Genomic DNA, 25,137 nt, shown 5'->3' with positions numbered 1-25,137 from the left:
GACTAGCGAAATTGCGCGAGGAACCGCAAGTCGTTATCGAAGAACAGACGCAGGTCGTTCACGCCGTAACGCAGCATGGCCAGACGCTCGACGCCCATGCCGAAGGCAAAGCCCTGGAATTCTTCAGGGTCGATGCCAGACATGCGCAGTACATTGGGGTGTACCATGCCGCAGCCCATGACTTCCAGCCAGCCGGTCTGCTTGCAGACGCGACAGCCTTTACCGCTGCACATTACGCATTCCATGTCGACTTCAGCGGATGGCTCGGTGAATGGGAAGTACGAAGGCCGAAAACGCACCGCCAGTTCTTTCTCGAAGAACACCCGCAGGAACTCTTCGATGGTGCCTTTGAGGTCGGCAAAATTGATGTCGCGATCGACCAGCAGGCCTTCGACCTGGTGGAACATCGGCGAATGAGTGATATCGGAATCGCTACGGTACACACGGCCTGGACAGACGATGCGGATCGGCGGCTTCTGCGACTCCATGGTGCGCACCTGTACCGGTGAGGTATGGGTGCGCAACAGCATGCTGGCGTTGAAATAAAAGGTGTCATGCATCGACCGGGCCGGGTGATGGCCAGGGATGTTGAGCGCCTCGAAGTTGTGGTAATCGTCTTCCACCTCGGGACCTTCGGCGATGCCGTAGCCGATGCGGGTAAAGAATTGTTCGACGCGTTCCAGAGTCCGGGTAACCGGATGCAGACCGCCCGAGGTCTGGCCGCGGCCAGGCAGGGTCACGTCAATGGACTCGGCGGCGAGTTTGGCAGCCAGATCCGCCTCCTCGAACGCAGCCTTGCGCGCGTTGAGAACCTCTGTGACACGCTCCTTGGCGACGTTGATCAGAGCACCGACTTGCGGACGCTCCTCTGCCGGCAGGCTCCCCAGGGTCTTCATCACCTGAGTCAGCTCGCCCTTCTTGCCAAGGTAGTGAACCCGGATTTGCTCCAGGGCATTGATATCTTCAGCGCTTTGCACAGCCTCAAGTGCTTGAGAGACCAGTGCGTCCAGGTTTTCCATGTACAGACTCCAGATACGAAATAGGGGAAGAGCTTTAAGGCTCTTCCCCTATTTACTGACGTTTAACACCCGAGCCCGCAAAGGCGTGCCCAGGTGATTGTCGGGGGGTACTTAAGCCAAGGTGGCTTTAGCTTTCTCGACAATCGCAGCAAACGCCGCTTTTTCGTTCACTGCCAGATCAGCCAGAACCTTACGGTCGATCTCGATGGCCGCTTTTTTCAAGCCGGCGATGAAACGGCTGTAGGACAGACCGTTGATACGCGCACCGGCGTTGATACGAGCGATCCACAAAGCGCGGAACTGACGTTTTTTCTGACGACGGTCACGGTAGGCGTATTGGCCTGCCTTGATAACCGCTTGCTTGGCAACACGGAATACGCGCGAGCGAGCGCCGTAGTAGCCTTTAGCAAGTTTCAGAATTTTTTTGTGACGCTTACGGGCAATGACGCCACGCTTTACACGAGCCATGAGTTACTTCCTCTATTCTTGATCCAAAAATTAACGAAGGCGCAGCATGCGCTCGACCTTTGCCACGTCAGACGGATGCAGCAAGCTGCTACCGCGCAGTTGACGCTTACGCTTGGTCGACATTTTGGTCAGGATGTGGCTCTTGAAAGCGTGCTTGTGCTTGATACCGTTAGCAGTTTTCAGAAACCGCTTAGCAGCACCACTTTTAGTTTTCATCTTTGGCATGTTCGGATACTCCGCATTCAGTTGATAAACATAACCGCAAGGCCTGCCGTGCCCTGGTGGTTACTTCTTCTTTTTCGGGGCGATGACCATAATAAGCTGGCGTCCTTCCATCTTAGGATGCTGTTCGACCGAACCGTACTCAAGCAGGTCACTTTCAACCCGCTTGAGGAGTTCCATCCCCAGCTCCTGGTGGGCCATCTCACGACCGCGGAATCTCAAGGAAACCTTGGCCCTGTCCCCATCACTCAGGAAACGTACCAGGTTGCGCAGTTTTACCTGGTAATCCCCTTCCTCCGTCCCTGGACGAAACTTGATTTCTTTAACCTGCACTTGCTTCTGGTTTTTCTTCGCAGCAGCAATTTGCTTTTTCTTTTCGAAAATCGACTTGCCGTAGTCCATCACCCGACAAACGGGTGGCACTGCATCGGCGGAAATTTCCACCAGATCCAGCTTGGCTTCTTCGGCAATCCGAAGCGCTTCATCAATCGAGACGATGCCAATCTGCTCGCCATCAGCGCCAATTAACCGAACCTCGCGTGCCGAGATATTCTCGTTGATCGGGGCCTTCGGTGCAGCTCGTTTATCTTGTCTCATTTCACGCTTAATAATAATTACTCCGAATCTGGGCGACCACGCCGGGAAACCGCTTGCGCGAGGAACTCGGCGAACTGGGCGACGGGCATCGAGCCCAGGTCAGCACCTTCACGAGTACGCACAGCGACAGTCTGCATCTCGACTTCCCGATCTCCGATAACCAAAAGATAGGGAACCTTGAGCAAAGTATGCTCGCGGATTTTAAAGCCGATCTTTTCATTTCTCAAGTCGGACTTGGCACGAAATCCGCTTTCGGCCAGAGTTTTTTCCACTTCGAGGGCGAAATCAGCCTGTTTGTCCGTGATATTCATGATCACGGCCTGGGTGGGCGCCAGCCAGGCCGGGAACGCACCTTCGTAGTGTTCGATCAAAATGCCGACGAAGCGCTCGAACGAGCCGAGGATCGCCCGATGCAACATCACCGGGTGCTTGCGGCTGTTGTCTTCGGACACGTATTCGGCACCGAGACGGATAGGCAGGTTGAAATCGAGCTGCAGGGTACCACACTGCCACACGCGGCCGAGGCAGTCCTTGAGCGAAAACTCGATCTTTGGACCATAGAAGGCCCCTTCGCCCGGTTGCAGGTCATACGGCAGGCCGGCGCTGTCGAGTGCCGCCGCCAAGGCATTTTCGGCCCGATCCCACAACTCATCGGAACCTACGCGTTTCTCCGGACGAGTGGACAGTTTCATCTCGATGTCCTTGAAACCGAAGTCGGCGTAGACATCCATGGTCAGCTTGATGAACGCGGCGGATTCGGCCTGCATCTGCTCTTCGGTGCAGAAGATATGGGCGTCGTCCTGGGTAAAAGCACGCACGCGCATGATGCCGTGCAGCGCGCCCGACGGCTCGTTGCGGTGGCAGGCACCGAATTCGGCCAGGCGCAGCGGCAGCTCGCGGTAGCTCTTCAGGCCCTGGTTGAACACCTGCACGTGGCATGGGCAGTTCATCGGCTTGATCGCGTAGTCGCGGCTTTCCGATTCGGTGGTGAACATGTTCTCGGCGTAGTTGGCCCAATGCCCGGACTTCTCCCACAGGGAGCGATCGACCACTTGCGGGGTCTTGATCTCCAGGTAGCCGTGGTCACGTTGCACCTTGCGCATGTACTGCTCAAGCACCTGGTACAGGGTCCAGCCGTTCGGGTGCCAGAACACCATCCCCGGCGCTTCTTCCTGGGTGTGGAACAGGCCCAGGCGCTTGCCGATCTTACGGTGGTCGCGTTTTTCCGCTTCTTCGATGCGCAGGATGTAGGCAGCCAACTGTTTCTTGTCCGCCCAAGCCGTGCCGTAGACACGTTGCAGTTGTTCGTTCTTGGCGTCGCCGCGCCAGTAGGCACCGGACAGCTTGGTCAGCTTGAACGACTTCAGGAAGCGCGTGTTCGGCACATGGGGACCACGACACATGTCGACGTATTCTTCATGATAATACAAGCCCATGGCCTGTTCATTCGGCATGTCCTCGACCAGACGTAGCTTGTAGTCCTCGCCACGTTGGGTGAACACGTCGATCACTTCGGCGCGCGGCGTGACTTTCTTGATCACGTCGTAGTCTTTTTCGATCAACAACTGCATGCGCTGCTCAATCGCGGCCAGGTCGTCCGGAGTGAAAGGACGCTCGTAGGCGATGTCGTAGTAGAAACCTTCGTCAATGACCGGACCGATCACCATCTTGGCCGTCGGGTACAGCTGTTTGACCGCATGGCCAACCAGGTGGGCACAAGAGTGACGAATGATCTCCAGCCCCTCCTCATCCTTGGGCGTGATGATCTGTAGCGTGGCGTCGGCGTCGATCAAGTCACAGGCATCGACCAGCTTGCCGTCGACCTTACCGGCCACCGTGGCCTTGGCCAGGCCGGCACCAATGGAGGCGGCAACCTCAGCGACGGAAATGGGACGATCGAACGAGCGTTGACTGCCGTCGGGAAGAGTAATAGTGGGCATGGCGCCTCCTCTCCTAGTGGTGACCCCTACCAAAGGTCACGTGGGTTGGGATGAGCAGCCAGTACATGATCCGTCCAGCCGTTCAGTGAAGAACGCCTGCCGCACAGTGGCAGGAGCCGCAAGGGCCAACCGGAAAACGAACCACCGTGACTGGAGTTCAAAAAAGGGTTGATGGCAGTGGCATCGATTAGTTGCAGCTCGCACCGATGCCGGAAATAGCCAGGTCGGGGATGCTAGCACAGATGAACGGTCATCGCCTCGCTTGACGCACAAACTGCTAAAGTCCGCGGGTTAATAGCCCGACTGAACTTGAATTGCACCCACGCCCTCAAATACGGGGCAAGCGCTACTACTCAGCCCGTCGTTTTTATCCGGAGAAGTATTCAACCATGCGCCTGACTCAGCTTTTTGCCTTTGCCGTTCCAACCCTTCTCCTGCTGCCCTCGGGTGCCCACGCTGACTGGCCTTCAAAGGAAACGCGCACTGCCTACATGAACGACTGTACCGCTGCCGCCAGCCGGAGCGTCCCGGTCAACGTGGCGAAACAACACTGTGCCTGTAGTGCCGACAAGCTGCGGGACAACTTCAGCAAGAATGAAATCTCCGCACTGATGAACGCCAAAAAAGAGCCCAGTCCCGAACTCAAGACCAAGGCCCTGGGCGCCATTGCCGACTGCCGGGTCGTCAAATAATCCCTGACATACGGAGATTTACGCGGTCTTCAGAACCAAAAACGGCTTGAAAACCAGCCTTTTCACACATTTTATGCAGCTTTACGGCTTTTTTTATCACCGCCGGTTTTTCCTGCAACCCTTTTAAACCGGGGCTCTCAGCCAATCACTGCGATAAAGAAAGCACGACTGCTTGGCAATCGGGAACTGCGGGGGGCTCCCAAGTCGAACATTTCGACTATGATAGGCCTGTGTGCCCAGTTGGCCTGAGCAGCACAGTACTACTGAAAATATATGTTTCTTGGAGATACACCATGTCTAATCGCCAAACCGGCACCGTAAAATGGTTCAACGATGAAAAAGGCTTCGGCTTCATCACTCCTCAAGGTGGCGGTGACGACCTGTTCGTACACTTCAAAGCTATCGAAAGCGACGGTTTCAAAAGCCTGAAAGAAGGCCAGAGCGTTTCCTTCGTGGCTGAGAAAGGCCAAAAGGGTATGCAAGCTGCACAGGTTCGTCCGGAGTAAATTTCCGCGAACTGAAAAAACCCCGTCCACGTGGCGGGGTTTTTTATGGAGGCTACAAAACTCAGCCGCAATTGACCCGCTCGATCTTGCCCGCGCTGTCCGCATTAAGGTTCAGGCGTTCTGAACGATATTCCAGGGTGACCATATCATCGGGTCCAAGAATCCGTGCCATCTGTGCGCCACTGCGGTTGCGCGCCTGCTCAAGCAGCTCGGCGGAGGCCTGCTTGCCAAGCGCGAACTCGGCGCCTTTAGCTTCGCAACGGCTATGGCCACTCTCGCCGGCAGACGCATTGGCCGTCGAGGCCGAGCCGCCATTCGCGCAACCCGCCAGGACCAACATGGCGAACAACGCCCCCAAAGATGCAAGCTTGCAAGGCATGAAGCCTCCTTTAAAAAAATAAGTAGAGTGCGTGCGACCGTCGTTTACGTCATTGGTTGCATGCCGAACAATCGTCAGCCCGATTCCTACGGCAACGAAGGATAAGTCTGCCTGAGTCGCCGGCTCACCCGTGCAATGAATCGTGACTGAATATGAACGCATTGTTGAATCAGTAAACATCGATGTAATCGGATGGCGGATTGGGCCAGTTTTCTTTCAACGCATTGAAGACCTGCATGACCCAGACTTCGTCACTGGCCGCGACGTTGCCGACATAACCGGAACCGGCTGCCCAGGTTTCGAGCCGGAACGACAGACCCTCGATATCCTGCCCGCCGACGACACGAGAAGACAGATAGGCGATGCCGGAACGGGTCACCCGCAATTGAGCGTGCACCTCGTCACTGGCCGATGCGAGCAACTGGCGCACGGCCTCGAGGGTCAGGTTGGCGGGGTTGTTCAAATCGATTTGCACGGATGGGTTCCAGAAAAAGCAAAACCCGATTCTGGCATGCTGCCGCCCCTTGTGCCTAGGAACCCGCAGGCAAGTGCCCGCGGGTTATCACCGTTACTTCAGGCGGGCCAGGCGCGCCGTCAGCAGGTCGAAGAAGCCCTGGGCGTCGCCATTCTCGACCCAGAACACGTTTTTGTTCTGTTGCAGGCCATCGTACCAGTCGACAATGGTCTGGCCGAAGGTCGGGCCTTCACGGCTGTCGACCACCATGTTGACCCGGCGCCCGCTGAATAACTCGGGCTTGAGCAAATAGGCGATCACCGTGGCGTCATGTACCGGGCCACCAGGGATACCGTAGTGCTCCATATCGCCCTTGACGTATTCGTTGAGAATATCGCCGACCACCTGGCTGGCGTTGTTGTTCAGCGCCGCGATCTTCTTCAGGCGCTCGTCACTGGTGAGAATCTTATGGGTCACGTCGAGCGGTAGGTAGGTCAGCTTGACCCCACTCTTGAGCACCACCTCGGCGGCCTGGGGATCGGCGAACAGGTTAAACTCGGCCACCGGGGTGATATTGCCACCGTTAAAGTGCGCGCCGCCCATGACCACCACTTCCTTGATGCCCTGGGTGATCTCGGGATCTTGGATCAAGGCCAGCGCCAGGTTGGTCTGTGGCCCCAGCATGGCAATGGTGATGCTGTGGGGCTTGGCGCCACGCAGGGTTTCGATCAGGTAGTTGATGGCATTGCCCTTGGCCAGGGGTGCCTTGGGTTCGTGCACGGTGACGCCGGAGATGCCTTCCTTGCCGTGGATGTTCTCGGCATAGATCGGCGTGCGCAGCAACGGCTTGGGCGCACCGGCATACACCGGCACCTCCTCGCGCCCTGCCCATTCACGGGCCAGGCGCGCGTTGCGCGAGGTCTTGTCCAGGCGCACGTTACCGGCCACGGTGGTCAAGGCACGAATATGCAACTCCTCAGGCGAAGCCAGGGCGAACAGCAGCGCGACCACGTCGTCGGCCCCTGGGTCGGTATCGATGATCAGATCGATTTTTTCCGCCGCCTGGGCGCCTGTAGCAGTGAGCAAGGACAAAATCAGCAGACTCCGGAACCAGCGTTGCAAGATCTGAGCATAGCGGTGCATTGTGCGCTCCTTGTGCGAGGGTTTGAATCGGGAAAGAGGCTCTTAAAAAGTAACGCCTGCAACCAGGACGATGTTGCAGTACGGCTGACACTCGCCGGTGCGTACCACCGCCCTGGCCTGGCGGTTGAGTAACTTCAAATCCTCGTGACCGAGCAGGCGGCGCTGCCCGAGATTGCCCTGGGCATTCAAGGCTTCCAGGTACTCCAATGGCGGCGGACGCTTGAGCAGGATTTCCTCGGCCAGCACGTGACTCTCTACCTGCATCTCGCTAAGCACGGTGCGCAGGGTACTGACGAAATCCGGAATGCCTTGGGTCAGGGCCAAATCGATCAGCTCGACGCCCGGCGGCACCGGCAGACCGGCATCAGCGATTACCAACATATCGCCATGCCCCAGCGAGGCGATCACGCGGGACAGGGCGATATTGAGCAGCGGTGTTTTTTTCATGGCTGTTTGAAACCCTGTACGTCGGACAAATGCGGAATGGACGGCTGCGCACCGGCACGGGTGACCGACAACGCCGCCGCCGCCTGGCCAAAACGAATGGCCTCGGCTTCGCTCTTGCCGCAGGCCAGCGCCGCGGCAAAGCCACCGACAAAGGTGTCGCCGGCGGCGGTGGTATCGAGCGCCTTGACCTTGGGCGCCGGGAAATGCACCAAAGCCTGGCCATCGGCAAACAACAAGCCCTGGGCACCGAGGGTGATGATCACCTTCCCTGCCCCGGCCGCCATCAGGTGGGTCGCGGCAGTCTCGGCGCTCGCCAGCGAATCCACCGGCAAGCCGCTCAGGGCCTCTGCCTCGCTCTCGTTGGGAATCAGATAGTCGATGGATGCATACCAGTCAGCCGGCAGCGGCGTACTGGCCGGTGCCGGATTGAGGATGACGGTCTTACCCAGCTCACGACCGCGTTTGAGCGCATAGCCGACGGTTTCCATCGGCACTTCGAGCTGACAGATGATGACATCCGCCTCTCGCAGCACCGCATCGAAGCCCTTGAGCACATCGGTGGTCAGGCAGCCGTTGCCGCCAGCGACAATGACAATCGCGTTCTGGCTGCTGGCATCGACCACGATCAAGGCAACTCCGCTGGACACGCCGCCAACCGCCGTGACCGCCTGGCAATCGATGCCCTCGACCCGTAACGCATCCCGCAGTTGCTCACCGTAGGCGTCATCGCCGACGCAGCCGATCATCGACACCTGCGCGCCCAGACGCGCCGCCGCCACCGCCTGGTTCGCGCCCTTGCCGCCGGAAACCGTGGCAAAGGACTGGCCGATTAAAGTCTCGCCCGCGCGCGGCAGACGTTCGGCCCGTGTAACCAAATCCATGTTGAGACTGCCTATGACCGCTACTTTTGCTTGCATGCACCATTACTCTTGAATTCAATTCGGTCAGATTCAGCGCTATGGCCCCAAAGGGACTTATGCGAGCCCGGTCGAAACTGGCGCCGTCGACTCGCGCAAGACGATACTCGGGATCACGATCCGCTGATCGATCGGCACATGCGGCGTGGCAATACGCCGCAGCAGCAGCTCAGCCGCCGTCTCCCCCAGGTGCAGGATCGACTGGCCGACCGTGGTCAGCGCCGGATAGACATAGCGACTCATCTGGATATCGTCGAAACCGATGACCGACAGTTCGCCGGGCACGCGGATATTACGTTCCGCCGCTGCCCGCAATACGCCAATGCCGAGCAAGTCGTTACCGGCGAAAATCGCGCTAGGGCGCTCGCCGTCGAGCAATCCGGCCGCCGCTTGATAACCGCCGGTGCTGGTGAAGTCGCTGGCCAGCAGCCACTTGGCGGGCACCTTGACCTTCGCCTGCCGCAGCGCCCGCAGATGACCGGCCAGGCGCAGTTGCGCCACGCTGGTATTGTCCGGTCCGCCGATAAAGGCAATCGCCCGATGTCCCAGCTCCAGCAGGTGCCGGGTCGCCAGGTACGCGCCTTCTTCGTGGTCGATACGCACCATATCGGTTTCCAGACCGACGACACCACGGTCGACGATTACCATCGGCGTGCGCACCGCCGACAGGCCCGCCGCGCAGCTTTCGTCGCCACCGGTTGAGGCCACGATCAGGCCGTCGACGCGCTTCTCCAGCAGCACCCGCAGGTAACTGCGCTGCTTGTCCGGATCATCGTCGGAATTGCAGAGGATCACGCAATAGTTGTTGCGTTCACAGTAATCCTCGATGCCCCGTGCCAGTTCGGCGAAGTATGGATTCAGGCTGTTGGGCACCAGCAAGCCGATAGTCGCGGTAGTCTTGGCCTTCAGCGACCGCGCCACGGCACTGGGTACATAGTCGAGGGCGGCAATCGCCGCCTCGACCTTGAGCCGGACTTCCTCGCTGACCGGCCGGGTCTTGTTCAACACATGGGACACCGTGGTGTAGGAGATCCCAGCCAGCGCGGCAACATCCTTGATGGTTGCCATGCTTCAAGCCCGCCGACGAGCGCGCTGACTGCGGTAGGTATCCAGCACCACCGCGATCACGATCACGGCACCGGTGATGATCCGTTTGGTCGGCTCGCTCGCGCCGATCTGTGCCAGGCCAGCGGCCAGCACGGAGATGATCAGGACACCGAAGAAGGTGCTGATGACCGAACCGCGTCCGCCCATCAGACTGGTTCCACCGATCACCACGGCGGCGATCACCTGCAGTTCCAGGCCGGAGCCAGCATTCGGGTCAGCCGCTTCCAGACGCGAGACCTGAAACAGTGCCGCGATTCCGGCCAGCAGCCCCATCAGGCTGAACACCAGGATCTTGTAGGGCTTGGGATTGATCCCCGCCAGCCGTACCGCTTCCTCGTTGGTACCGATACCGATCAGGTAGCGACCGAACACCGTGCGGGTCAGCACCAGTTGGGCGGTGATGATGATCGCCAGGGCGATAATGAATGAGGGCGAGATACCGAAGGCCATCGGGTTCGACAGCCAGGCGAACGAGTCGCCGATATAGGCGGTGCGCGAGCCGGTCATCTGGTACGCGACACCACGGGCCATTTCCAGCACGCCAAGGGACACGATAAACGACGGAATCCGCCAAGCCACCGTGATCGAGCCGGTCAGGGTCCCGGCCAAGGCTGCACAGCCCATGCCCAGCGCCGCCGCCGGCAGCACGCTCCAGCCCCAACTGAGAATCGCCACGCTGACCGCCGATGCCGCCAGCGCCAGCACCGACCCCACCGACAGGTCGATGCCACCGATGATCAGCACGAAGGTCATGCCCACGGCCAGCACCATCAGATCGGGAATCTGGTTGGCCAGGGTGCTGAAGGTGTCATAGGAGAGGAAATGACTGCTCAGGCTGGAGAACAGGATAATCATTGCCAGCAGCGCGCCGGCCAGCCCCAGGTAAGTCCCAAGGCCATAGAAGTTGCGACTGGCTTTGCTGGTCGAGGGTGCAGTTTTCATAGGGTCCCCCTAGGCGCTGCATCGTTGAGCAACGCGTCACGTTTTTGGTAGCCGGCAAAGGCGGCGGCAAGCAAATCATCCTGGGTCCAAGTGCCGCGCTCGAAGGTTTCGATCAAGCGCCCGGCCGACAGCACACCGATCCGGTCGCAGATCAGCATCAGTTCACGCAGGTCGCTGGACACCACCACCAGCGCCTTGCCTTGGCGGGTCAATTCGCCGAGCAAGGCATAGATATCGAACTTGGCACCGACGTCGATCCCGCGCGTCGGCTCATCGAACAGCAATACCGAACAATCGCGCTCCAGCCAGCGACCGATCACCACCTTTTGCTGATTGCCGCCGGACAGCTCGGACACTTGTTGGTCCGGGCTCGAACTGCGAATGCGCATGGCCTCGATCTGTCGCCGCGCCAGAGCTACTTCGGCACCTCCATTGACCAGCCCACCGCGGGAGATCGCCGGCATATTGCCCAACGCGATATTGGCGCTGATCGACTGCGTCAGCAGCAACCCCTCGCCCTTGCGATCCTCGGTGATCAGGGCAATGCCATGACGTACTGCATCCACCGGCGAACGGATGTCCACGACCTGCGCCGGCGAACCGAGGGACACCGTGCCACTATCGGCGGTATCCGCGCCGTAGATCAAGCGCAGCAACTCGGTACGGCCCGCGCCGATCAGGCCGGAGATGCCATAGATTTCCCCAGCGCGGACTTCGAATGAGACATCGAGTACCTTGTCTGAACGGCTCAGGCCCTTGATCGTCAGGGCCGGCGCGCCAACATTGCGCACGCCCCTATCCATCTGTTCGCCGAGTGTGCGGCCCACCATCAGATTGACCAGCTGCTCGCTGTTGTAATTGACCATCGGTTCGACGCAGACCAGGTTACCGTCGCGCAGTACCGCGATGCGCTGGGCGACCCGTGCCAGCTCTTCGAGCCGATGGGAGATATAGATGATCGACACGCCCCGGGCCTGCAGGCGGGTAATTTGCTCAAAGAGCATTTCGACTTCGCGAGCGGTGAGCATCGCAGTCGGCTCGTCGAGAATCAGCACATGGCAATCGCCGATCAGGTTACGGGCGATTTCCACCATCTGCTGATGGCCGATGCCCAGCTCGCCGACCAGAGTATCCGGGTCGATGGCGTCAAGTCCGACCTGGGCCATCGCCTCGATGGCGGCCTTGCGTAGTTGCTTGCGGCTGATCCAGCCGCCATGGCTGGGCAGGTTGTCGAGAAACAGATTCTCCGCCACCGACAGGGTCGGCAGCAGATTGAGTTCCTGCATGACCATGCGGATCCCCTGTTCTTCTGCCTGACTCCGGCTACCGGGGGTATAGGCCCGGCCGTTGAACTGCATCTGACCGGTGGTCGGCGCGACCAGCCCGCCGATGATCTTCGACAAGGTGCTTTTTCCCGCGCCGTTTTCACCGGTCAGCGCCAACACTTCACCACGCATCAGCGTCAGGTCGATGTCGTTCAGCACGGGTTGCGCGTAGATCTTGCCGATACCGCTGACCGCCAGGACAACGTTCGGTGCGGAAGATGACATAGGAAAGCTCTCCAGGCACCCGCTCAGGACGAGCGGGTGCTATCGCGTGCGGCTAAGTGCGGGGATTACTGCTTGAGGACCAACTCGACCGGGGTTTCGATCACGCCGTCGACACTATCGACTTTTTCGCCCTTGACCAGCTTGAGCGCGTTCTGGATACCGAAGACGGCTTGCTGGGCGGCAGCCTGGTCAGCGGTGGCCAGGACACGACCGTCCCGCAGCATCGGCTTGATGGCTTCGATATTGTCGTAGCCGACCACTTGCACTTTGCCGGCCTTACCTGCGGCACGGACCGCGGAAACAGCGCCCAGGGCCATGTTGTCGTTACCCGCCAGCAAGGCCTTGAGGTCCGGGTACTCGCTCAACATGGCCGAGGCTACCTTGTTGCCCTGGTCGATTTCCCAGTTGCCGGATTGAGTGGAAACGATCTTCATGCCAGCCGCCTCCATCGCGTCCTTGAAGCCGGCGGTACGCTGCTGGGCGTTGGTGGTGGTCGGTACGCCTTCGATGATGCCGACCTTGTCGCCCGCGGCCAGGGTCTTGGCCAGGTAATCGCCCACCAGGCGCGCGCCCTTACGGTTATCCGGCCCTACGAAGGGGATATCGAGGTGTTTGCTTTTCAGTACATCCGGATCCAGACGGTTGTCGATGTTGACGACCTTGATACCGGCGTCGCTGGCTTTCTTCAGGACCATCACCAGGGCCTTGGAGTCAGCCGGGGCAATCACCAGTGCATCGACCTTGGACAGAATCATCTGGTTGACGATATCGATCTGCGCGCTCGTATCGGTTTCATTCTTGATGCCGTTGGTGATCATGTCGAAATCGGCGGAGTGGGCTTTCTGGTAATCCTTAGCGCCATCCTGCATGGTGACGAAGAATTCATTGGCGAGAGATTTCATGACCAGGCCAACCTTCGGTTTGGTGGCGGTTTGCGCGGCGAAGGCCGAAGAAAACGGCAGAGCGGCAGAGGCGGCAGCCAGCACACCGACAGCGAGAAGACGTCCAGCGAATGGCAACTTCATGGGGTTCACTCCGATCTTATGATTATTGTGAGCAACGCCAGGAGCGCGACAGGGCTTTCGGTGCGTTTTTTTGGAGAAAGCCCCTAAAACAGTCAGCGCAAACGTTTGCGTAAGACAAACTATGAGAACCTCGCCGAATTTTGTCAACGGGCTTGTAGGGGTTTTAGCCAAAGAGTTCCATGAAGAAAGCGTCATCGACAAGCCCTCGACACGCAGTGGCGATCAGACGGCTGTATTGATCGTGAAGCCCAAACTCGCCGGTTCGATTAAGCCCCCTACCAGGACGCTGATTGCTTTCATCAGATTGCCTTCGGTCTTGGATTTAGCCGAGCCTGCTATCGATACCAATCCAGACACTTCAACCTACATTCAACGCCGCAAAAGCTGAATCCCCCTACCAGTTAAAAATCATCAGCTGACATCCATCCTATTGTAAATCCTTATAATTTTCCCTACGACTGACATCAAATCGCAAAAATAGTTGTCAGAAAACGCACCAGATTTTGCTAAGAGTTGCGAAATTGCCTACGTTTAAATACTGTATGCACGTACAGTTTATTAAGGATAGTTCCGTGGCAAATCCAATCTCAGTCTCCGCCGCCCCCAGCGCCTACGAACGCATGGGCCTGCGCGTACAGAACATCATCAACTCACCGACAGCCCAGAAAGCCAGGGCCGCGCTGATCTTCCGCCTGCTGGAAGAGTCTATCGACGACTGGGAACAACTGCTCGAGGAAATCGCCGAGAACGACAACGTCACCCTCGCCTATCGCGATGACGGTGGCGTGCAGATTTTCTGGGTCGTGCCGAAGGAAGACTGAAACAATGCTCGTGCGTGTTATCGCTTTGCTCTGCCTGTGTTGGCTGCTACCGGCCCAGGCCGAGGCCCCTCGCACCTTCGCCGAAGCCAAGAAAATCGCCCGCAGACTCTATGAGCGACAGTCCACGGAGTTCTATTGCGGCTGCAAGTACAACGGCAACCGGGTCAATCTCGAAGCCTGCGGTTATGTCCCGCGCAAAAATGCCAACCGCGCCGCACGCATCGAGTGGGAGCATATCGTTCCGGCCTGGCACATCGGCCACCAGCGCCAGTGCTGGCAGCAAGGCGGGCGCAAGTACTGCAGCCAGCACGACCCGGCCTACAAACGTGCCGAAGCCGACCTGCACAACCTCGTACCGAGCATCGGCGAAGTGAACGGCGACCGCAGCAACTTCAGCTTCGGCTGGCTGCCGGAGCAGAAAGGCCAATACGGCTCGTGTCTGACCCAGGTCGACTTCAAGGCAAAGAAAGTGATGCCACGCCCTTCGATTCGCGGAATGATCGCCCGCACCTATTTCTACATGAGCAAGCAGTACGGCCTGCGCCTGTCGAAACAGGATCGCCAGTTGTATGAGGCGTGGCACAAAACCTATCCCGTGCAGGTTTGGGAACGCCAACGCAACCAGCGCGTGGCCTGCGTGATGGGCCGCGGCAACGAGTTTGTCGGCGCGGTGGACCTGAAGGCCTGTGGCTGACACCTGACTGCATGGATCATAGAGCCCAGTGTTGCTACATCGCGAACCGCGTAAGGCTCAAGGTTGCGCCTGATGCTCCACGACCTCGGAATCCATGTTTTGCTTATCGGCCAATTGCGCCTTTTTCTGCTCGGCAATCTCCTTGCTCGCGAACGGCCCGGCAATCACCCGACCGTCATCGAGGATCTTGAACGGGAAACCATGCTCGATCAGCCAGGCGGTCCAGTCGGTCAATGCCTTGGATTTGTCATCCTTGATCAGCAGATCCCACCCCGTGCTTGCCGCCGCGACCGCTGGCGCGACAGCCACTTTTGCCGGCTCGACCTTGTTTTCCGAACCATCGCCACAACCGGCCAGCACCACGAATGCCACCATCACTGCTATTCTGCGCACAAAGCGTCTCCCGTAATGATCAGTTAATGTGATTTTATCACCTTACGGCTTGTCTCAACCTTGTTGAACTGAGCAGCTCCTGTCTTTATCAGGCTGAATTACCGGCAATTTTCCGGCTTCGGGGAATTAAATAGAATGAAATGACGTCTGTAATGAACCACCCGCTCGAATGAACTTGGCGGTATTCTGTGTGTAAGACCTAAGCCGGGACTGCCTGCGAAAGGCACCTTAGTAACAATCAAGGAGAAAGACATGCTGATACTCACCCGCAAAGTCGGTGAAAGCATCAACATCGGTGACGACATCACGATCACGATTCTGGGCGTTAGCGGCCAGCAAGTCCGGATCGGCATCAACGCTCCCAAAGACGTTGCCGTGCATCGTGAAGAGATTTACCAGCGTATCCAGGCCGGCCTGTCTGCTGGAGACAAGAAAGACCCTCTGTAGGACAGCACACTCGTCAGCCCTACCTCCCATGGTCGCGGCTGACGAAAGTTCCCCCGCAACTCATCTTCCCTTCGCTTCCCCCTGTCACAGGGCCAGACTCAAGCCGCCTGCCGGTAACGGCAGCGCCGTTTTGTAGCGTACCTGCTTGAGCGCAAAACTGGAGCGGATATTCGCCACGCCGGGCACTTTGGTCAGGAAATCCAGCATGAAGCGCTCAAGCGCCTGGATGGTCGGCACCAGCACGCGAATCAGATAATCAGGATCCCCTGCCATCAGGTAGCACTCCATCACCTCCGGGCGATCGGCAATCGCCGCCTCGAAATGCTGCAATGCCTCTTCCACCTGCTTTTCCAGGCTGACATGGATAAACACGTTCACGTGCAACCCCAGCAGATCGGGATCGAGCAAGGTCACCTGCTCGCGAATCAGCCCCAGTTCTTCCATCGCCTTGACCCGATTGAAGCACGGCGTCGGCGACAGGTTGACCGAGCGCGCCAGGTCGGCGTTGGTGATGCGGGCGTTCTCCTGAAGGCGGTTGAGAATTCCGATATCGGTTCGATCCAGTTTGCGCATGAGATAAAAACACCTGTTTTTTATGACTATGCAGATTTTTTATCTGCAAGCAGGCTCGAACGCAAGCAAACATAGAGAAATATTCTCCTACGACCGGCCTATGATGGTTGTAGGACAAGACTTCCCTTACCCAGGGAATATTTGCTAGAGCGCCCACTACAAGAAGTTCACAAGATAGAGCGTAGAAAGCCATGACCTCAGCCTACCCGCCGTTGCGCCTGCACGTTCCTGAACCCTCAGGCCGTCCCGGCTGTAAGACCGACTTCAGTTACCTGCGCCTGACCGATGCCGGCCAGGTTCGCAAACCACCCATCGACGTCGAACCCGCCGACACCGCCGATCTGGCCAAGGGCCTGATCCGCGTGCTCGACGACCAAGGCCAGGCCCTCGGTCCGTGGGCCGAGGATGTCCCGGTAGAGATCCTGCGCCAGGGCATGCGCGCCATGCTCAAGACCCGGATCTTCGATTCGCGCATGGTGGTTGCCCAGCGTCAGAAAAAAATGTCGTTCTACATGCAGAGCCTCGGCGAGGAAGCTATCGGCAGCGCCCAGGCCTTGGCCCTGAACATCACTGACATGTGCTTTCCCACTTATCGCCAGCAGAGCATCCTGATGGCCCGCGAAGTGCCGTTGGTGGACATGATCTGCCAACTGCTGTCCAACGAGCGCGACCCGCTCAAGGGCCGGCAACTGCCGATCATGTATTCGGTGCGTGACCATGGCTTCTTCAGTATTTCCGGCAATCTCGCCACCCAGTTTGTCCAGGCCGTCGGCTGGGGTATGGCCTCGGCGATCAAGGGTGATACCAAGATCGCTTCCGCCTGGATCGGCGACGGCGCCACCGCCGAGTCGGACTTCCACACTGCCCTGACCTTCGCCCACGTCTATCGCGCCCCGGTGATCCTCAACGTGGTCAACAACCAGTGGGCGATCTCCACCTTCCAGGCCATCGCCGGCGGTGAAGCCACCACCTTCGCCGGGCGTGGCGTGGGTTGCGGCATTGCTTCGCTACGGGTCGACGGCAACGATTTCATCGCAGTCTATGCCGCCTCGACCTGGGCTGCCGAACGCGCTCGGCGCAACCTCGGACCAACGTTGATCGAATGGGTCACCTATCGCGCCGGACCACACTCCACCTCCGACGATCCGTCCAAGTACCGCCCTGCCGACGACTGGAGCCACTTCCCCCTCGGAGACCCGATTACGCGCCTCAAGCAACACCTGATTGCCATTGGCCACTGGTCCGAAGAGGAACATGCCAGCGTCAGCGCCGACTTGGAAAGCGAGATCATTGCGGCCCAAAAAGAGGCCGAACGCTTCGGCACCCTGGCCGGCGGGCAGGTGCCCAGCGCCGCGAGCCTCTTCGAGGATGTCTACAAGGAAATGCCCGACCACTTGCGTCGGCAGCGCCAGGAACTGGGGTTATAAGTCATGAACGATCACAGCAAACTGCAAACGGAGAACGCCGTGGCGACCAGTACCATGACCATGATCCAGGCCCTGCGCTCGGCCATGGATGTGATGCTCGAACGCGACGACAACGTGGTGGTATTCGGTCAGGACGTCGGCTACTTCGGCGGCGTGTTCCGCTGCACCGAGGGGCTGCAGGGCAAGTACGGCACCTCGCGGGTATTCGATGCACCGATCTCGGAAAGCGGGATCGTCGGCGTGGCGGTCGGCATGGGCGCCTACGGTCTGCGGCCCGTGGCGGAAATCCAGTTCGCCGACTATTTCTACCCGGCCTCCGACCAGATCGTCTCGGAAGCGGCGCGCCTGCGCTATCGCTCGGCTGGCGAGTTCGTCGCGCCCATGACCCTGCGCATGCCTTGTGGCGGCGGCATCTACGGCGGTCAGACCCATAGCCAGAGCCCGGAAGCCATGTTCACTCAGGTTTGCGGCCTACGCACCGTCATGCCATCCAACCCCTATGACGCCAAGGGCTTGTTGATTGCCGCCATCGAAAACGATGACCCGGTGATCTTCCTCGAACCCAAGCGCCTCTATAACGGCCCGTTCGACGGTCATCACGACCGCCCGGTAACGCCCTGGTCGAAACACCCGGCCAGCGCGGTGCCTGATGGTTACTACACGGTGCCCCTGGACAGTGCCGCGATTGTCCGGCCGGGTAGCGAGGTGACGATCCTCACCTACGGCACCACCGTCTACGTAGCCCAGGCCGCCGCCGAGGAAACCGGCGTCGATGCCGAAGTCATCGACCTGCGCAGCCTGTGGCCGCTGGACCTGGAAACCATCGTCAATTCCGTGAAGAAAACCCGCCGTTGCGTCGTCGTCCACGAAGCCACCCGCACCTGCGGCTTCGGTGCCGAGCTGATCGCGCTGATCCAAGAACACTGCTTCTACTATCTGGAAGCGCCGATCGAGCGCGTCACCGGCTGGGACACACCCTACCCTCATGCACAGGAGTGGGCATACTTCCCCGGTCCGGTGCGCGTCGGAGCGGCTTTGAAACGGGTCATGGAGGTCTGAATGGGTACCCACGTCATCAAGATGCCGGACATCGGCGAAGGCATCGCGGAAGTAGAGTTGTCCCAGTGGCATGTGCAGGTCGGTGATCTGGTGGTTGAGGATCAGATCCTGGCAGACGTCATGACCGATAAGGCCATGGTCGATATTCCCTCGCCGGTCCACGGCAAAGTGATTGCCCTGGGCGGCCAACCGGGTGAAGTCATGGCGGTCGGCAGCGTCCTGATCAGCATTGAAGTGGACGGGGCCGGTAATCTGCGCGAAGGCGGCGAAGCGCCGCTAGCCCAGACAGCGCCGGTCGTGACCCCGGTGGTGCAAGCGCCGATGGTCGAGCCGAAAATCGCCAGCCAGCCGCTGACGGCCCCCACCGCCGTGCGCCCTACTCCGGTGGCACGCCAGGCCGACGAACGCCCGCTGGCCTCCCCGGCTGTGCGCAAACGAGCCTGGGATGCCGGGATTGAATTGCGTTTCATCCAGGGCAGCGGCCCAGCGGGACGTATCCTGCACGACGATCTGGACGCCTACCTGGCCCAGGCCGGGCAGCCTGTGCAGAGCGCTGGCAGCGGCTATGCCAGACGTACCGATGAGCAACAGATTCCAGTGATCGGCCTACGCCGCAAGATCGCCCAGCGCATGCAGGACGCCAAGCGCCGCGCCGCGCACTTCAGCTATGTCGAGGAAGTCGATGTCACGGCCCTCGAGGAACTGCGTGTACACCTGAACCACAAGCACGGCGACAGTCGCGGCAAGCTGACCCTACTGCCCTTCCTGGTGCGGGCACTGGTCGTGGCCCTACGGGACTTCCCGCAGATCAATGTGCGCTACGACGATGAAGCCCAGGTCATTACCCAACATGGCGCGGTGCATGTCGGCGTCGCCGCTCAAACCGACGGCGGCCTGATGGTGCCGGTGGTACGGCATGCCGAAAGCCTCAACCTGTGGGGCACTTCGGATGAGATCAATCGCTTGGCCAGGGCCGCTCGCGGCGGCAAGGCCACGCGCGAAGAAATGTCCGGCTCGACCATCACCTTGACAAGTCTCGGCGCCCTCGGCGGCATCGTCAGCACCCCGGTGCTGAATCTGCCGGAAGTTGCCATTGTCGGCGTCAATCGCATGGTCGAGCGGCCCGTGGTAATCAAGGGCCAAATCGTCATTCGCAAGATGATGAATCTTTCCAGCTCCTTCGATCACCGCGTGGTCGATGGCATGGACGCGGCGCAGTTCATCCAGGCCATTCGCGGCCTGCTCGAACAACCCGCCTGTTTGTTTGTGGAGTGAGCATGCAACAGACTCAAAACACCACCCTGCTGATCATCGGTGGCGGCCCCGGCGGTTATGTCGCGGCGATCCGGGCTGGACAACTGGGGATTCCCACTGTGCTGGTGGAAGGCCAGGCACTGGGTGGCACTTGCTTGAATGTCGGCTGCATCCCGTCCAAGGCGCTGATCCATGTCGCCGAACGGTTCCATACCACCCAAAGCTACAGCGGCAACACTTCGCCGCTGGGGATCAAGGTGTCGGCACCGATCCTGGATATCGCCAAGAGCGTCGAGTGGAAGGACGGCATCGTCGACCGCCTGACCAGCGGCGTCGCGGCGCTGCTGAAGAAAAATGGGGTCAAGGTCATTCAGGGTTGGGCCAAAGTAATCGACGGCAAGCACGTCGAGGTCGATGGCCTGCGGATCCAGTGCGAGCACCTGCTGCTGGCCAGCGGTTCGCAGACCGTGGATCTGCCGATGCTGGCGGTGGGGGGTGCGGTGATCTCCTCCACCGAAGCCCTGGCCCCGAGCTCAATTCCCCGGCGCCTGATCGTGATCGGCGCCGGCTACATCGGCCTGGAACTGGGGATTGCCTACCGCAAGCTCGGCGCAGAAGTGACAGTGGTGGAGGCGCGCGACCGGGTCCTGCCGAGCTACGATCGTGAACTGACCCAACCGGTAGCCGACTCGATCAAGGCTCTGGGCATCACCGTTCTCTTGGAACACCGCGTCGAAGGCTTCGATGCCGCGACAACCACCCTTGAAGTACGTGATCCCGAAGGCGCAACCCTGAAGCTGGCGACCGACCAGGTGCTGGTGGCTGTCGGCCGCAAACCGCGCATCCAAGGCTGGAATCTCGAGGCACTGGCATTGGAGATGAACGGCGCGGCGATCCGCATCGACAACCGTTGCCAGACCAGCATGCGTAATGTGTGGGCCATCGGCGACCTCACCGGCGAGCCGATGCTGGCCCACCGCGCCATGGCGCAAGGCGAAATGGTCGCCGAACTGATTGCCGGCCAGCACCGCGAATTCAACCCGACCGCCATTGCCGCCGTGTGCTTTACCGACCCGGAAGTGGTGGTAGTCGGCAAGACCCCGGACGACGCCAAGGCTGCCGGGTTGGACTGTCTGGTGTCGAACTTCCCGTTCGCCGCCAATGGCCGGGCCATGACCCTGGAAGCAAAAAGCGGTTTTGTGCGGGTGGTGGCACGGCGTGACAATCACCTGATTGTCGGCTGGCAAGCGGTGGGTGTCGGAGTATCGGAACTGGCGGCAGCCTTCGGCCAATCACTGGAAATGGGCGCGCGCCTGGAAGATATCGCCGCAACCGTCCATGCCCATCCGACCCTGGGCGAAGCGGTGCAGGAAGCGGCGTTACGGGCATTGGGGCACGCGTTGCATGTGTGAGCGGGCACTCGGTTTAACCGACTGACACCGAATCTGTAGCAGCCGAGTTCACCGGAGCGCCGGCCTGCCGCGAGGATAACCTCAATGGCGGTGGTCGCCAGCACTCAAGTACTGGGCGACCACCGCCAAGCCCAGTAGAATCGCCGCTCTTTTTTTCAAGGCACTTGCCATGACCGCTCACCAGACTCCGCCCACCGCCGTGCCCGAGGCCAACGAACTGATCCTCGGCCTGGAGGACAGGCCTCGCCTGCTAATCGGCCTGCTGGCCGCTGTGCAACACCTGCTGGCGATCATCGTGCCGATCGTCACCCCCGGCCTGTTGATTTGCCAGGCCCTGGGCGTCTCGGCGCGGGACACCAACCTGATCGTCTCGATGTCGCTGGTGATCTCCGGAATCGCCACCTTCGTCCAGTGCCGGCGCTTCGGACCGTTCGGTGCTGGCTTGCTGATCGTCCAGGGCACCAGCTTCAACTTCGTCGGTCCGCTGATTGCCGGCGGCGCCCTGATGGTCAAGCAGGGCACGCCGGTGGAAGCGGTGATGGCGGCGATCTTCGGCGTAGTCATCGCCGGCTCGTTCGTTGAGATGGGCATCTCGCGCATCCTGCCCTTCGTCAAGCGCATGATCACTCCACTGGTGACCGGCATCGTCGTGCTGATGATCGGCCTGACCCTGATCAAGGTCGGTCTGATCAGCATGGGCGGCGGCTTCAGCGCCATGGCCAACGGCACCTTCGCCAATGGCGAAAATATACTGCTGTCCGGCGTAGTACTGGCGATCATCGTCGTGCTCAACCGCATCCCGCTGGTGTGGATACGCAGCGGTGCAATCGTCATTGCCCTGGTTGCGGGCTACGCCCTGGCCGGTTACCTGAATCGCCTGGACTTTACCGGCATGCACGCAGCACCGCTGTTTCAGGTGCCGACACCAGTGCACTTCGGCCTGGGCTTTTCCTGGGCGCTGTTCATTCCGATGCTGGTGATCTACCTGGTCACCGCCCTGGAAGCCATCGGCGATGTCACGGCTACCAGCAAAGTGTCGCGTCAACCGCTGGAAGGTCCGCTGTGGATGCAAAGAATCAAGGGCGGCGTGCTGGTCAACGGTGCCAACTCGCTGCTGGCCGGCGTCTTCAACACTTTCCCGAGTTCTATCTTCGCCCAGAACAACGGCGTGATTCAGCTGACCGGGATTGCCAGCCGGCATATCGGCAAGTGGATCGCCCTGATGCTGGTGCTGCTGGGGCTTTTCCCCTCGGTGGCCGGGGCGATCCAGGCCGTGCCGGAGCCAGTCCTGGGTGGCGCCGCCATGGTCATGTTCGGTGCCGTGGCGGCCTCGGGCATCAATATCCTGGCGAGCATCACGCTGGACCGTCGCGCCCTGCTGATCATCGCCGTATCCCTGGCACTGGGCCTAGGTGTTTCTCAGGTACCGGAGTTCCTCGCCCATATGCCGGCGGCGTTGCGCAATGTACTGGAATCAGGTGTTGCCACCGGAGGAATCTGCGCCCTGGTGCTGAACGGGTTTCTGCCGGAAACCAAAGCGGGTGCCTGACAGACGACACCGGGCAAACTTCGCGGTTTCCCGCAAGACTTGAATCGCCACTCGGGCCTTGTCGGGCACCAGGCAAAAAAGGCACCGGCAGAACTGCCAAGGACCTGCGATAATGACGAGCAACTCCGGCAGGGATGTAAATCATGGCGCGGTGGAACAGGTACCGAAGTAGTGCCTTGGTGGCACTGTTCATCATTCTCGTCAGTCTCCTGGCGTTCCTGCTGATCAAGGTCTATTCGCGGGATACCTCCACCTACTTCGAATCTCGCGACCTGCTGCGCCAACTCAAGCAACTGGACGGCAAGTTGGATGCCAAAGTGCTCAAGGCACGGATCAACGCCGAATACAATTACAACCTGCTCACTGGTTCGACTACCGAGTCGAGCCGCCGCTGGGAGCAGTTGGTGACGCTGAACGCGACATTGGACGACTCCCCCATCTGGCAGTCCAGGAAAAAAGCCTACCTGGACGCGACGGCGGAAAAGAACAAGCTGATCGAGCAGTTCCAGGTGCAGAACATCACCTTGCGCGATGATCTCGAAACACTGTCCGCCATAGAAGAAACCATCCAGCAAGAATTGGACCCCTTCAGCATCCAACACCCGGTCGCCACACTGATCGTGCTGTACAGTGCCTCGAAACTGACCTTGAGTACGCTGGAATATGCGCAACATGTCTCAAATGAAAAAGCCGAGCGGATTCAGCGCCAGATCGAGAACCTGATCGCGCAAAAAAGCGCCCTGGCGGCCACCTTGATCCCATCGCTCGACAAACTGGTCGAGCAGGTCAAGCTGATCGTGCGCGAGCAGCCCCTGGCCAACGATCTGCTTGACCGTATCGGCTTCATCCCGGTGGCCGCCAGCCTCGACGCCATCAATGAATATCTCAATGAAAGCCAGCGGCGTGCGGACCGCCAGAGCCACCAGGACCATCTGTATCTGACACTCTGCGCCGCATGCATGGCACTGCTGGTGGTCTACCTGATCATTCGCCAACTGCGCAGCCATGCCCTGATCAACCAGATGAACAGCGCCCTGCAGGCTGCCAACGAACGCCTCGAACAGCGGGTGGAAGAGCGTACTCGCGAACTCAGGGAGACCCAGAGCGAGCTGCTCGACACCGCCCGCATGGCCGGTATGGCGGAGATCGCCACCAACGTCCTGCACAACGTCGGCAACGTGCTCAACAGCGTGAACATCTCTGCCGACCTGGTGAGCCGCAAGGTCCGCGCCAGCAAGGCACAGGGGTTGAGCAAGGCCGTGCAACTGATGAAGGAGCACGCTGACGACCTGGGGCACTTCCTCAGCCAGGATGAAAAAGGCAAGCTGCTGCCTGCTTATCTGGGTCAATTGGTCACGGCCATCGGCACTGAACAGGCGGAGATCGTCCAGGAATTGACGCAACTGAGCAAAAGCGTCGATCACCTCAAGGAGATTGTCGCCACTCAGCAATCCTATGCCGGGGCTTGCAGGCTGCTGGAACCGCTGAATATCACCGACCTGCTCGAAGATGCCCTACGCATGAACTCCGGCGCCCTGACCCGGCATCAGGTCACAGTACTCAAGGATTACCAGGACGTACCCACTCTGCTGGGGGACAAACACCGGCTATTGCTGGTCCTGATCAACCTGATCAGCAATGCCAAATATGCGGTGTCCGATCTGTCGAACCGTGAGCGCGACATTACCCTCGCTGTCAGGGTGATCGAGGACACCACCTTGCGTATCAGCGTCAAAGACGATGGCGAGGGAATTGCACCGGAAAACATCACACGGATCTTCAATCACGGCTTCACCACGCGCAAGGACGGCCACGGTTTCGGGCTGCACAGCTGCGCCCTCGCGGCGATCGAGATGAACGGCCATCTGTACGCCCACAGCGACGGACCAGGAAAAGGCGCGCTGTTCACCCTGGAGATTCCCCTGGTCCTGTACCGGAAAGAGACGCCTGCTGTCGCGAATGCCCCCGTCCTCCCCTGAATCTCCTTGCCACTACCGCACCAAGAATGGATAGACTGCCGAGGAATCAAGGGCAGGGGCCCCTTGATTCCTTAGGAGCGGACACATCATGGAATTATCAACGCGACACAAGACACGACTC

The 25,137-nt window shown here is 59.6% G+C and carries 28 protein-coding genes; 12 read left to right on the top strand and 16 right to left on the bottom strand.

From position 1 onward, the window contains the following. Window positions 1-2 precede the first annotated feature (2 nt). From pheS to thrS, 5 genes are all read right to left on the bottom strand, one after another. Window positions 3-1,019: a phenylalanine--tRNA ligase subunit alpha gene (pheS, locus tag AWM79_RS14725; RefSeq protein WP_017132442.1), complete on the bottom strand. Its 1,017-nt coding sequence runs from the start codon at window positions 1,017-1,019 to the stop codon at window positions 3-5. 111 nt (window positions 1,020-1,130) lie between these two features. After that, a complete protein-coding gene (gene rplT, locus AWM79_RS14720; RefSeq protein ID WP_017132441.1) occupies window positions 1,131-1,487 on the bottom strand; it encodes a 50S ribosomal protein L20 in 357 nt (118 codons plus the stop codon). A 30-nt stretch (window positions 1,488-1,517) separates the two neighbouring features. Next, window positions 1,518-1,712, bottom strand: a complete 195-nt coding sequence (gene rpmI / locus AWM79_RS14715) for a 50S ribosomal protein L35 (RefSeq protein WP_002553160.1) — start codon at window positions 1,710-1,712, stop codon at window positions 1,518-1,520. Between the two features lie 60 nt (window positions 1,713-1,772). Next, entirely contained in the window at window positions 1,773-2,324 is a 552-nt protein-coding gene (gene infC, locus AWM79_RS14710; RefSeq protein ID WP_176987518.1) for a translation initiation factor IF-3, read from the bottom strand. Further along, on the bottom strand, window positions 2,324-4,246 hold the full coding sequence (gene thrS / locus AWM79_RS14705; protein ID WP_017132439.1) for a threonine--tRNA ligase: 1,923 nt from the start codon (window positions 4,244-4,246) through the stop codon (window positions 2,324-2,326). The genes infC and thrS overlap by 1 nt, the downstream gene beginning before the upstream one ends. A gap of 389 nt (window positions 4,247-4,635) precedes the next feature. Here thrS and AWM79_RS14700 point away from each other — a divergent pair, with 389 nt between their 5' ends. Both AWM79_RS14700 and AWM79_RS14695 read left to right on the top strand, forming a co-directional pair. Further along, window positions 4,636-4,938, top strand: a complete 303-nt coding sequence (locus AWM79_RS14700; protein ID WP_017132438.1) for a hypothetical protein — start codon at window positions 4,636-4,638, stop codon at window positions 4,936-4,938. A gap of 293 nt (window positions 4,939-5,231) precedes the next feature. Next, window positions 5,232-5,444, top strand: coding sequence for a cold-shock protein (locus AWM79_RS14695; protein WP_017132437.1), 213 nt, complete (start codon window positions 5,232-5,234; stop codon window positions 5,442-5,444). Window positions 5,445-5,505: 61 nt separating this feature from the next. Here AWM79_RS14695 and AWM79_RS14690 read toward each other — a convergent pair whose 3' ends face one another. From AWM79_RS14690 to AWM79_RS14650, 9 genes are all read right to left on the bottom strand, one after another. After that, complete coding sequence (locus AWM79_RS14690) at window positions 5,506-5,823, bottom strand: I78 family peptidase inhibitor (protein WP_017132436.1); 318 nt, start codon at window positions 5,821-5,823, stop codon at window positions 5,506-5,508. Between the two features lie 169 nt (window positions 5,824-5,992). Then, window positions 5,993-6,298, bottom strand: a complete 306-nt coding sequence (locus AWM79_RS14685; RefSeq protein ID WP_060783138.1) for a hypothetical protein — start codon at window positions 6,296-6,298, stop codon at window positions 5,993-5,995. Between the two features lie 93 nt (window positions 6,299-6,391). Next, the gene (locus AWM79_RS14680) at window positions 6,392-7,420 is read right to left on the bottom strand and encodes a nucleoside hydrolase (RefSeq protein WP_017132434.1); all 1,029 of its coding nucleotides are present in this window, start codon (window positions 7,418-7,420) and stop codon (window positions 6,392-6,394) included. Window positions 7,421-7,462: 42 nt separating this feature from the next. Then, on the bottom strand, window positions 7,463-7,867 hold the full coding sequence (gene rbsD, locus AWM79_RS14675; RefSeq protein WP_017132433.1) for a D-ribose pyranase: 405 nt from the start codon (window positions 7,865-7,867) through the stop codon (window positions 7,463-7,465). After that, entirely contained in the window at window positions 7,864-8,784 is a 921-nt protein-coding gene (gene rbsK, locus AWM79_RS14670) for a ribokinase (RefSeq protein ID WP_026013227.1), read from the bottom strand. Before rbsK ends, rbsD begins: the two co-directional genes overlap by 4 nt. A 57-nt stretch (window positions 8,785-8,841) precedes the next feature. After that, complete coding sequence (locus tag AWM79_RS14665; RefSeq protein ID WP_060783137.1) at window positions 8,842-9,852, bottom strand: LacI family DNA-binding transcriptional regulator; 1,011 nt, start codon at window positions 9,850-9,852, stop codon at window positions 8,842-8,844. A 3-nt stretch (window positions 9,853-9,855) separates the two neighbouring features. Continuing rightward, a complete protein-coding gene (locus AWM79_RS14660; protein WP_060783136.1) occupies window positions 9,856-10,833 on the bottom strand; it encodes an ABC transporter permease in 978 nt (325 codons plus the stop codon). Further along, on the bottom strand, window positions 10,830-12,383 hold the full coding sequence (locus AWM79_RS14655; RefSeq protein ID WP_017132430.1) for a sugar ABC transporter ATP-binding protein: 1,554 nt from the start codon (window positions 12,381-12,383) through the stop codon (window positions 10,830-10,832). Before AWM79_RS14655 ends, AWM79_RS14660 begins: the two co-directional genes overlap by 4 nt. Window positions 12,384-12,448: 65 nt before the next feature. Next, window positions 12,449-13,408 (bottom strand): sugar ABC transporter substrate-binding protein, encoded by a 960-nt coding sequence (locus tag AWM79_RS14650; RefSeq protein WP_017132429.1) that lies wholly within the window; start codon window positions 13,406-13,408, stop codon window positions 12,449-12,451. Window positions 13,409-13,529: 121 nt separating this feature from the next. Here AWM79_RS14650 and AWM79_RS14645 point away from each other — a divergent pair, with 121 nt between their 5' ends. The 3 genes from AWM79_RS14645 to AWM79_RS14635 all read left to right on the top strand — a co-directional run bounded on the left by AWM79_RS14645 (window position 13,530) and on the right by AWM79_RS14635 (window position 14,923). Further along, window positions 13,530-13,796 carry a hypothetical protein gene (locus tag AWM79_RS14645; protein WP_017132428.1) on the top strand — a complete coding sequence of 89 codons (267 nt, stop codon included), beginning with the start codon at window positions 13,530-13,532 and terminating at the stop codon, window positions 13,794-13,796. 154 nt (window positions 13,797-13,950) lie between these two features. Next, window positions 13,951-14,229: a DUF1654 domain-containing protein gene (locus AWM79_RS14640; protein ID WP_074862409.1), complete on the top strand. Its 279-nt coding sequence runs from the start codon at window positions 13,951-13,953 to the stop codon at window positions 14,227-14,229. Between the two features lie 4 nt (window positions 14,230-14,233). After that, window positions 14,234-14,923: an endonuclease gene (locus AWM79_RS14635; RefSeq protein ID WP_017132426.1), complete on the top strand. Its 690-nt coding sequence runs from the start codon at window positions 14,234-14,236 to the stop codon at window positions 14,921-14,923. A gap of 57 nt (window positions 14,924-14,980) precedes the next feature. Here the strand turns inward: AWM79_RS14635 and AWM79_RS14630 are convergent, their stop codons facing one another. After that, window positions 14,981-15,316: an SPOR domain-containing protein gene (locus tag AWM79_RS14630; protein ID WP_244159562.1), complete on the bottom strand. Its 336-nt coding sequence runs from the start codon at window positions 15,314-15,316 to the stop codon at window positions 14,981-14,983. 252 nt (window positions 15,317-15,568) lie between these two features. On the opposite strand from AWM79_RS14630, the gene csrA reads away from it, so the two are divergent. Further along, the gene (gene csrA / locus AWM79_RS14625; protein ID WP_017132424.1) at window positions 15,569-15,763 is read left to right on the top strand and encodes a carbon storage regulator CsrA; all 195 of its coding nucleotides are present in this window, start codon (window positions 15,569-15,571) and stop codon (window positions 15,761-15,763) included. Window positions 15,764-15,847: 84 nt separating this feature from the next. Here the strand turns inward: csrA and bkdR are convergent, their stop codons facing one another. Then, window positions 15,848-16,336, bottom strand: a complete 489-nt coding sequence (gene bkdR, locus AWM79_RS14620; RefSeq protein ID WP_017132423.1) for a Bkd operon transcriptional regulator BkdR — start codon at window positions 16,334-16,336, stop codon at window positions 15,848-15,850. A 191-nt stretch (window positions 16,337-16,527) separates the two neighbouring features. Between bkdR and AWM79_RS14615 the strand changes: the two genes are divergently transcribed. From AWM79_RS14615 to AWM79_RS14590, 6 genes are all read left to right on the top strand, one after another. Further along, entirely contained in the window at window positions 16,528-17,763 is a 1,236-nt protein-coding gene (locus AWM79_RS14615) for a 3-methyl-2-oxobutanoate dehydrogenase (2-methylpropanoyl-transferring) subunit alpha (RefSeq protein ID WP_017132422.1), read from the top strand. 3 nt (window positions 17,764-17,766) lie between these two features. Next, complete coding sequence (locus tag AWM79_RS14610) at window positions 17,767-18,822, top strand: alpha-ketoacid dehydrogenase subunit beta (protein ID WP_017132421.1); 1,056 nt, start codon at window positions 17,767-17,769, stop codon at window positions 18,820-18,822. Continuing rightward, entirely contained in the window at window positions 18,823-20,097 is a 1,275-nt protein-coding gene (locus AWM79_RS14605) for a dihydrolipoamide acetyltransferase family protein (protein ID WP_017132420.1), read from the top strand. Window positions 20,098-20,099: 2 nt separating this feature from the next. Beyond that, the gene (gene lpdA / locus AWM79_RS14600; RefSeq protein ID WP_060783135.1) at window positions 20,100-21,488 is read left to right on the top strand and encodes a dihydrolipoyl dehydrogenase; all 1,389 of its coding nucleotides are present in this window, start codon (window positions 20,100-20,102) and stop codon (window positions 21,486-21,488) included. A gap of 169 nt (window positions 21,489-21,657) precedes the next feature. Next, on the top strand, window positions 21,658-23,037 hold the full coding sequence (locus AWM79_RS14595; protein WP_017132418.1) for a nucleobase:cation symporter-2 family protein: 1,380 nt from the start codon (window positions 21,658-21,660) through the stop codon (window positions 23,035-23,037). Between the two features lie 143 nt (window positions 23,038-23,180). Beyond that, a complete protein-coding gene (locus AWM79_RS14590; protein WP_039792643.1) occupies window positions 23,181-25,016 on the top strand; it encodes a DAHL domain-containing protein in 1,836 nt (611 codons plus the stop codon). Window positions 25,017-25,137 lie beyond the last annotated feature (121 nt).

Source organism: Pseudomonas agarici (genome assembly GCF_001543125.1).
Classification (GTDB): domain Bacteria; phylum Pseudomonadota; class Gammaproteobacteria; order Pseudomonadales; family Pseudomonadaceae; genus Aquipseudomonas; species Aquipseudomonas agarici.
Note: the sequence above shows the minus strand (reverse complement) of the source record. Positions and strands in the feature narration are given on the sequence as shown.

Excerpts from the sequence above, each read along its gene's own strand:
- pheS (WP_017132442.1), bottom strand. The coding sequence starts at position 1,019 with ATGGAAAACCTGGACGCACTGGTCTCTCAAGCACTTGAGGCTGTGCAA.
- rplT (WP_017132441.1), bottom strand. The coding sequence starts at position 1,487 with ATGGCTCGTGTAAAGCGTGGCGTCATTGCCCGTAAGCGTCACAAAAAA.
- rpmI (WP_002553160.1), bottom strand. The coding sequence starts at position 1,712 with ATGCCAAAGATGAAAACTAAAAGTGGTGCTGCTAAGCGGTTTCTGAAA.
- thrS (WP_017132439.1), bottom strand. The coding sequence starts at position 4,246 with ATGCCCACTATTACTCTTCCCGACGGCAGTCAACGCTCGTTCGATCGT.
- AWM79_RS14700 (WP_017132438.1), top strand. The coding sequence starts at position 4,636 with ATGCGCCTGACTCAGCTTTTTGCCTTTGCCGTTCCAACCCTTCTCCTG.
- AWM79_RS14695 (WP_017132437.1), top strand. The coding sequence starts at position 5,232 with ATGTCTAATCGCCAAACCGGCACCGTAAAATGGTTCAACGATGAAAAA.
- AWM79_RS14690 (WP_017132436.1), bottom strand. The coding sequence starts at position 5,823 with ATGCCTTGCAAGCTTGCATCTTTGGGGGCGTTGTTCGCCATGTTGGTC.
- AWM79_RS14680 (WP_017132434.1), bottom strand. The coding sequence starts at position 7,420 with ATGCACCGCTATGCTCAGATCTTGCAACGCTGGTTCCGGAGTCTGCTG.
- rbsD (WP_017132433.1), bottom strand. The coding sequence starts at position 7,867 with ATGAAAAAAACACCGCTGCTCAATATCGCCCTGTCCCGCGTGATCGCC.
- rbsK (WP_026013227.1), bottom strand. The coding sequence starts at position 8,784 with ATGCAAGCAAAAGTAGCGGTCATAGGCAGTCTCAACATGGATTTGGTT.
- AWM79_RS14665 (WP_060783137.1), bottom strand. The coding sequence starts at position 9,852 with ATGGCAACCATCAAGGATGTTGCCGCGCTGGCTGGGATCTCCTACACC.
- AWM79_RS14660 (WP_060783136.1), bottom strand. The coding sequence starts at position 10,833 with ATGAAAACTGCACCCTCGACCAGCAAAGCCAGTCGCAACTTCTATGGC.
- AWM79_RS14655 (WP_017132430.1), bottom strand. The coding sequence starts at position 12,383 with ATGTCATCTTCCGCACCGAACGTTGTCCTGGCGGTCAGCGGTATCGGC.
- AWM79_RS14650 (WP_017132429.1), bottom strand. The coding sequence starts at position 13,408 with ATGAAGTTGCCATTCGCTGGACGTCTTCTCGCTGTCGGTGTGCTGGCT.
- AWM79_RS14645 (WP_017132428.1), top strand. The coding sequence starts at position 13,530 with ATGAGAACCTCGCCGAATTTTGTCAACGGGCTTGTAGGGGTTTTAGCC.
- AWM79_RS14640 (WP_074862409.1), top strand. The coding sequence starts at position 13,951 with ATGCACGTACAGTTTATTAAGGATAGTTCCGTGGCAAATCCAATCTCA.
- AWM79_RS14635 (WP_017132426.1), top strand. The coding sequence starts at position 14,234 with ATGCTCGTGCGTGTTATCGCTTTGCTCTGCCTGTGTTGGCTGCTACCG.
- csrA (WP_017132424.1), top strand. The coding sequence starts at position 15,569 with ATGCTGATACTCACCCGCAAAGTCGGTGAAAGCATCAACATCGGTGAC.
- bkdR (WP_017132423.1), bottom strand. The coding sequence starts at position 16,336 with ATGCGCAAACTGGATCGAACCGATATCGGAATTCTCAACCGCCTTCAG.
- AWM79_RS14615 (WP_017132422.1), top strand. The coding sequence starts at position 16,528 with ATGACCTCAGCCTACCCGCCGTTGCGCCTGCACGTTCCTGAACCCTCA.
- AWM79_RS14610 (WP_017132421.1), top strand. The coding sequence starts at position 17,767 with ATGAACGATCACAGCAAACTGCAAACGGAGAACGCCGTGGCGACCAGT.
- AWM79_RS14605 (WP_017132420.1), top strand. The coding sequence starts at position 18,823 with ATGGGTACCCACGTCATCAAGATGCCGGACATCGGCGAAGGCATCGCG.
- lpdA (WP_060783135.1), top strand. The coding sequence starts at position 20,100 with ATGCAACAGACTCAAAACACCACCCTGCTGATCATCGGTGGCGGCCCC.
- AWM79_RS14595 (WP_017132418.1), top strand. The coding sequence starts at position 21,658 with ATGACCGCTCACCAGACTCCGCCCACCGCCGTGCCCGAGGCCAACGAA.
- AWM79_RS14590 (WP_039792643.1), top strand. The coding sequence starts at position 23,181 with ATGGCGCGGTGGAACAGGTACCGAAGTAGTGCCTTGGTGGCACTGTTC.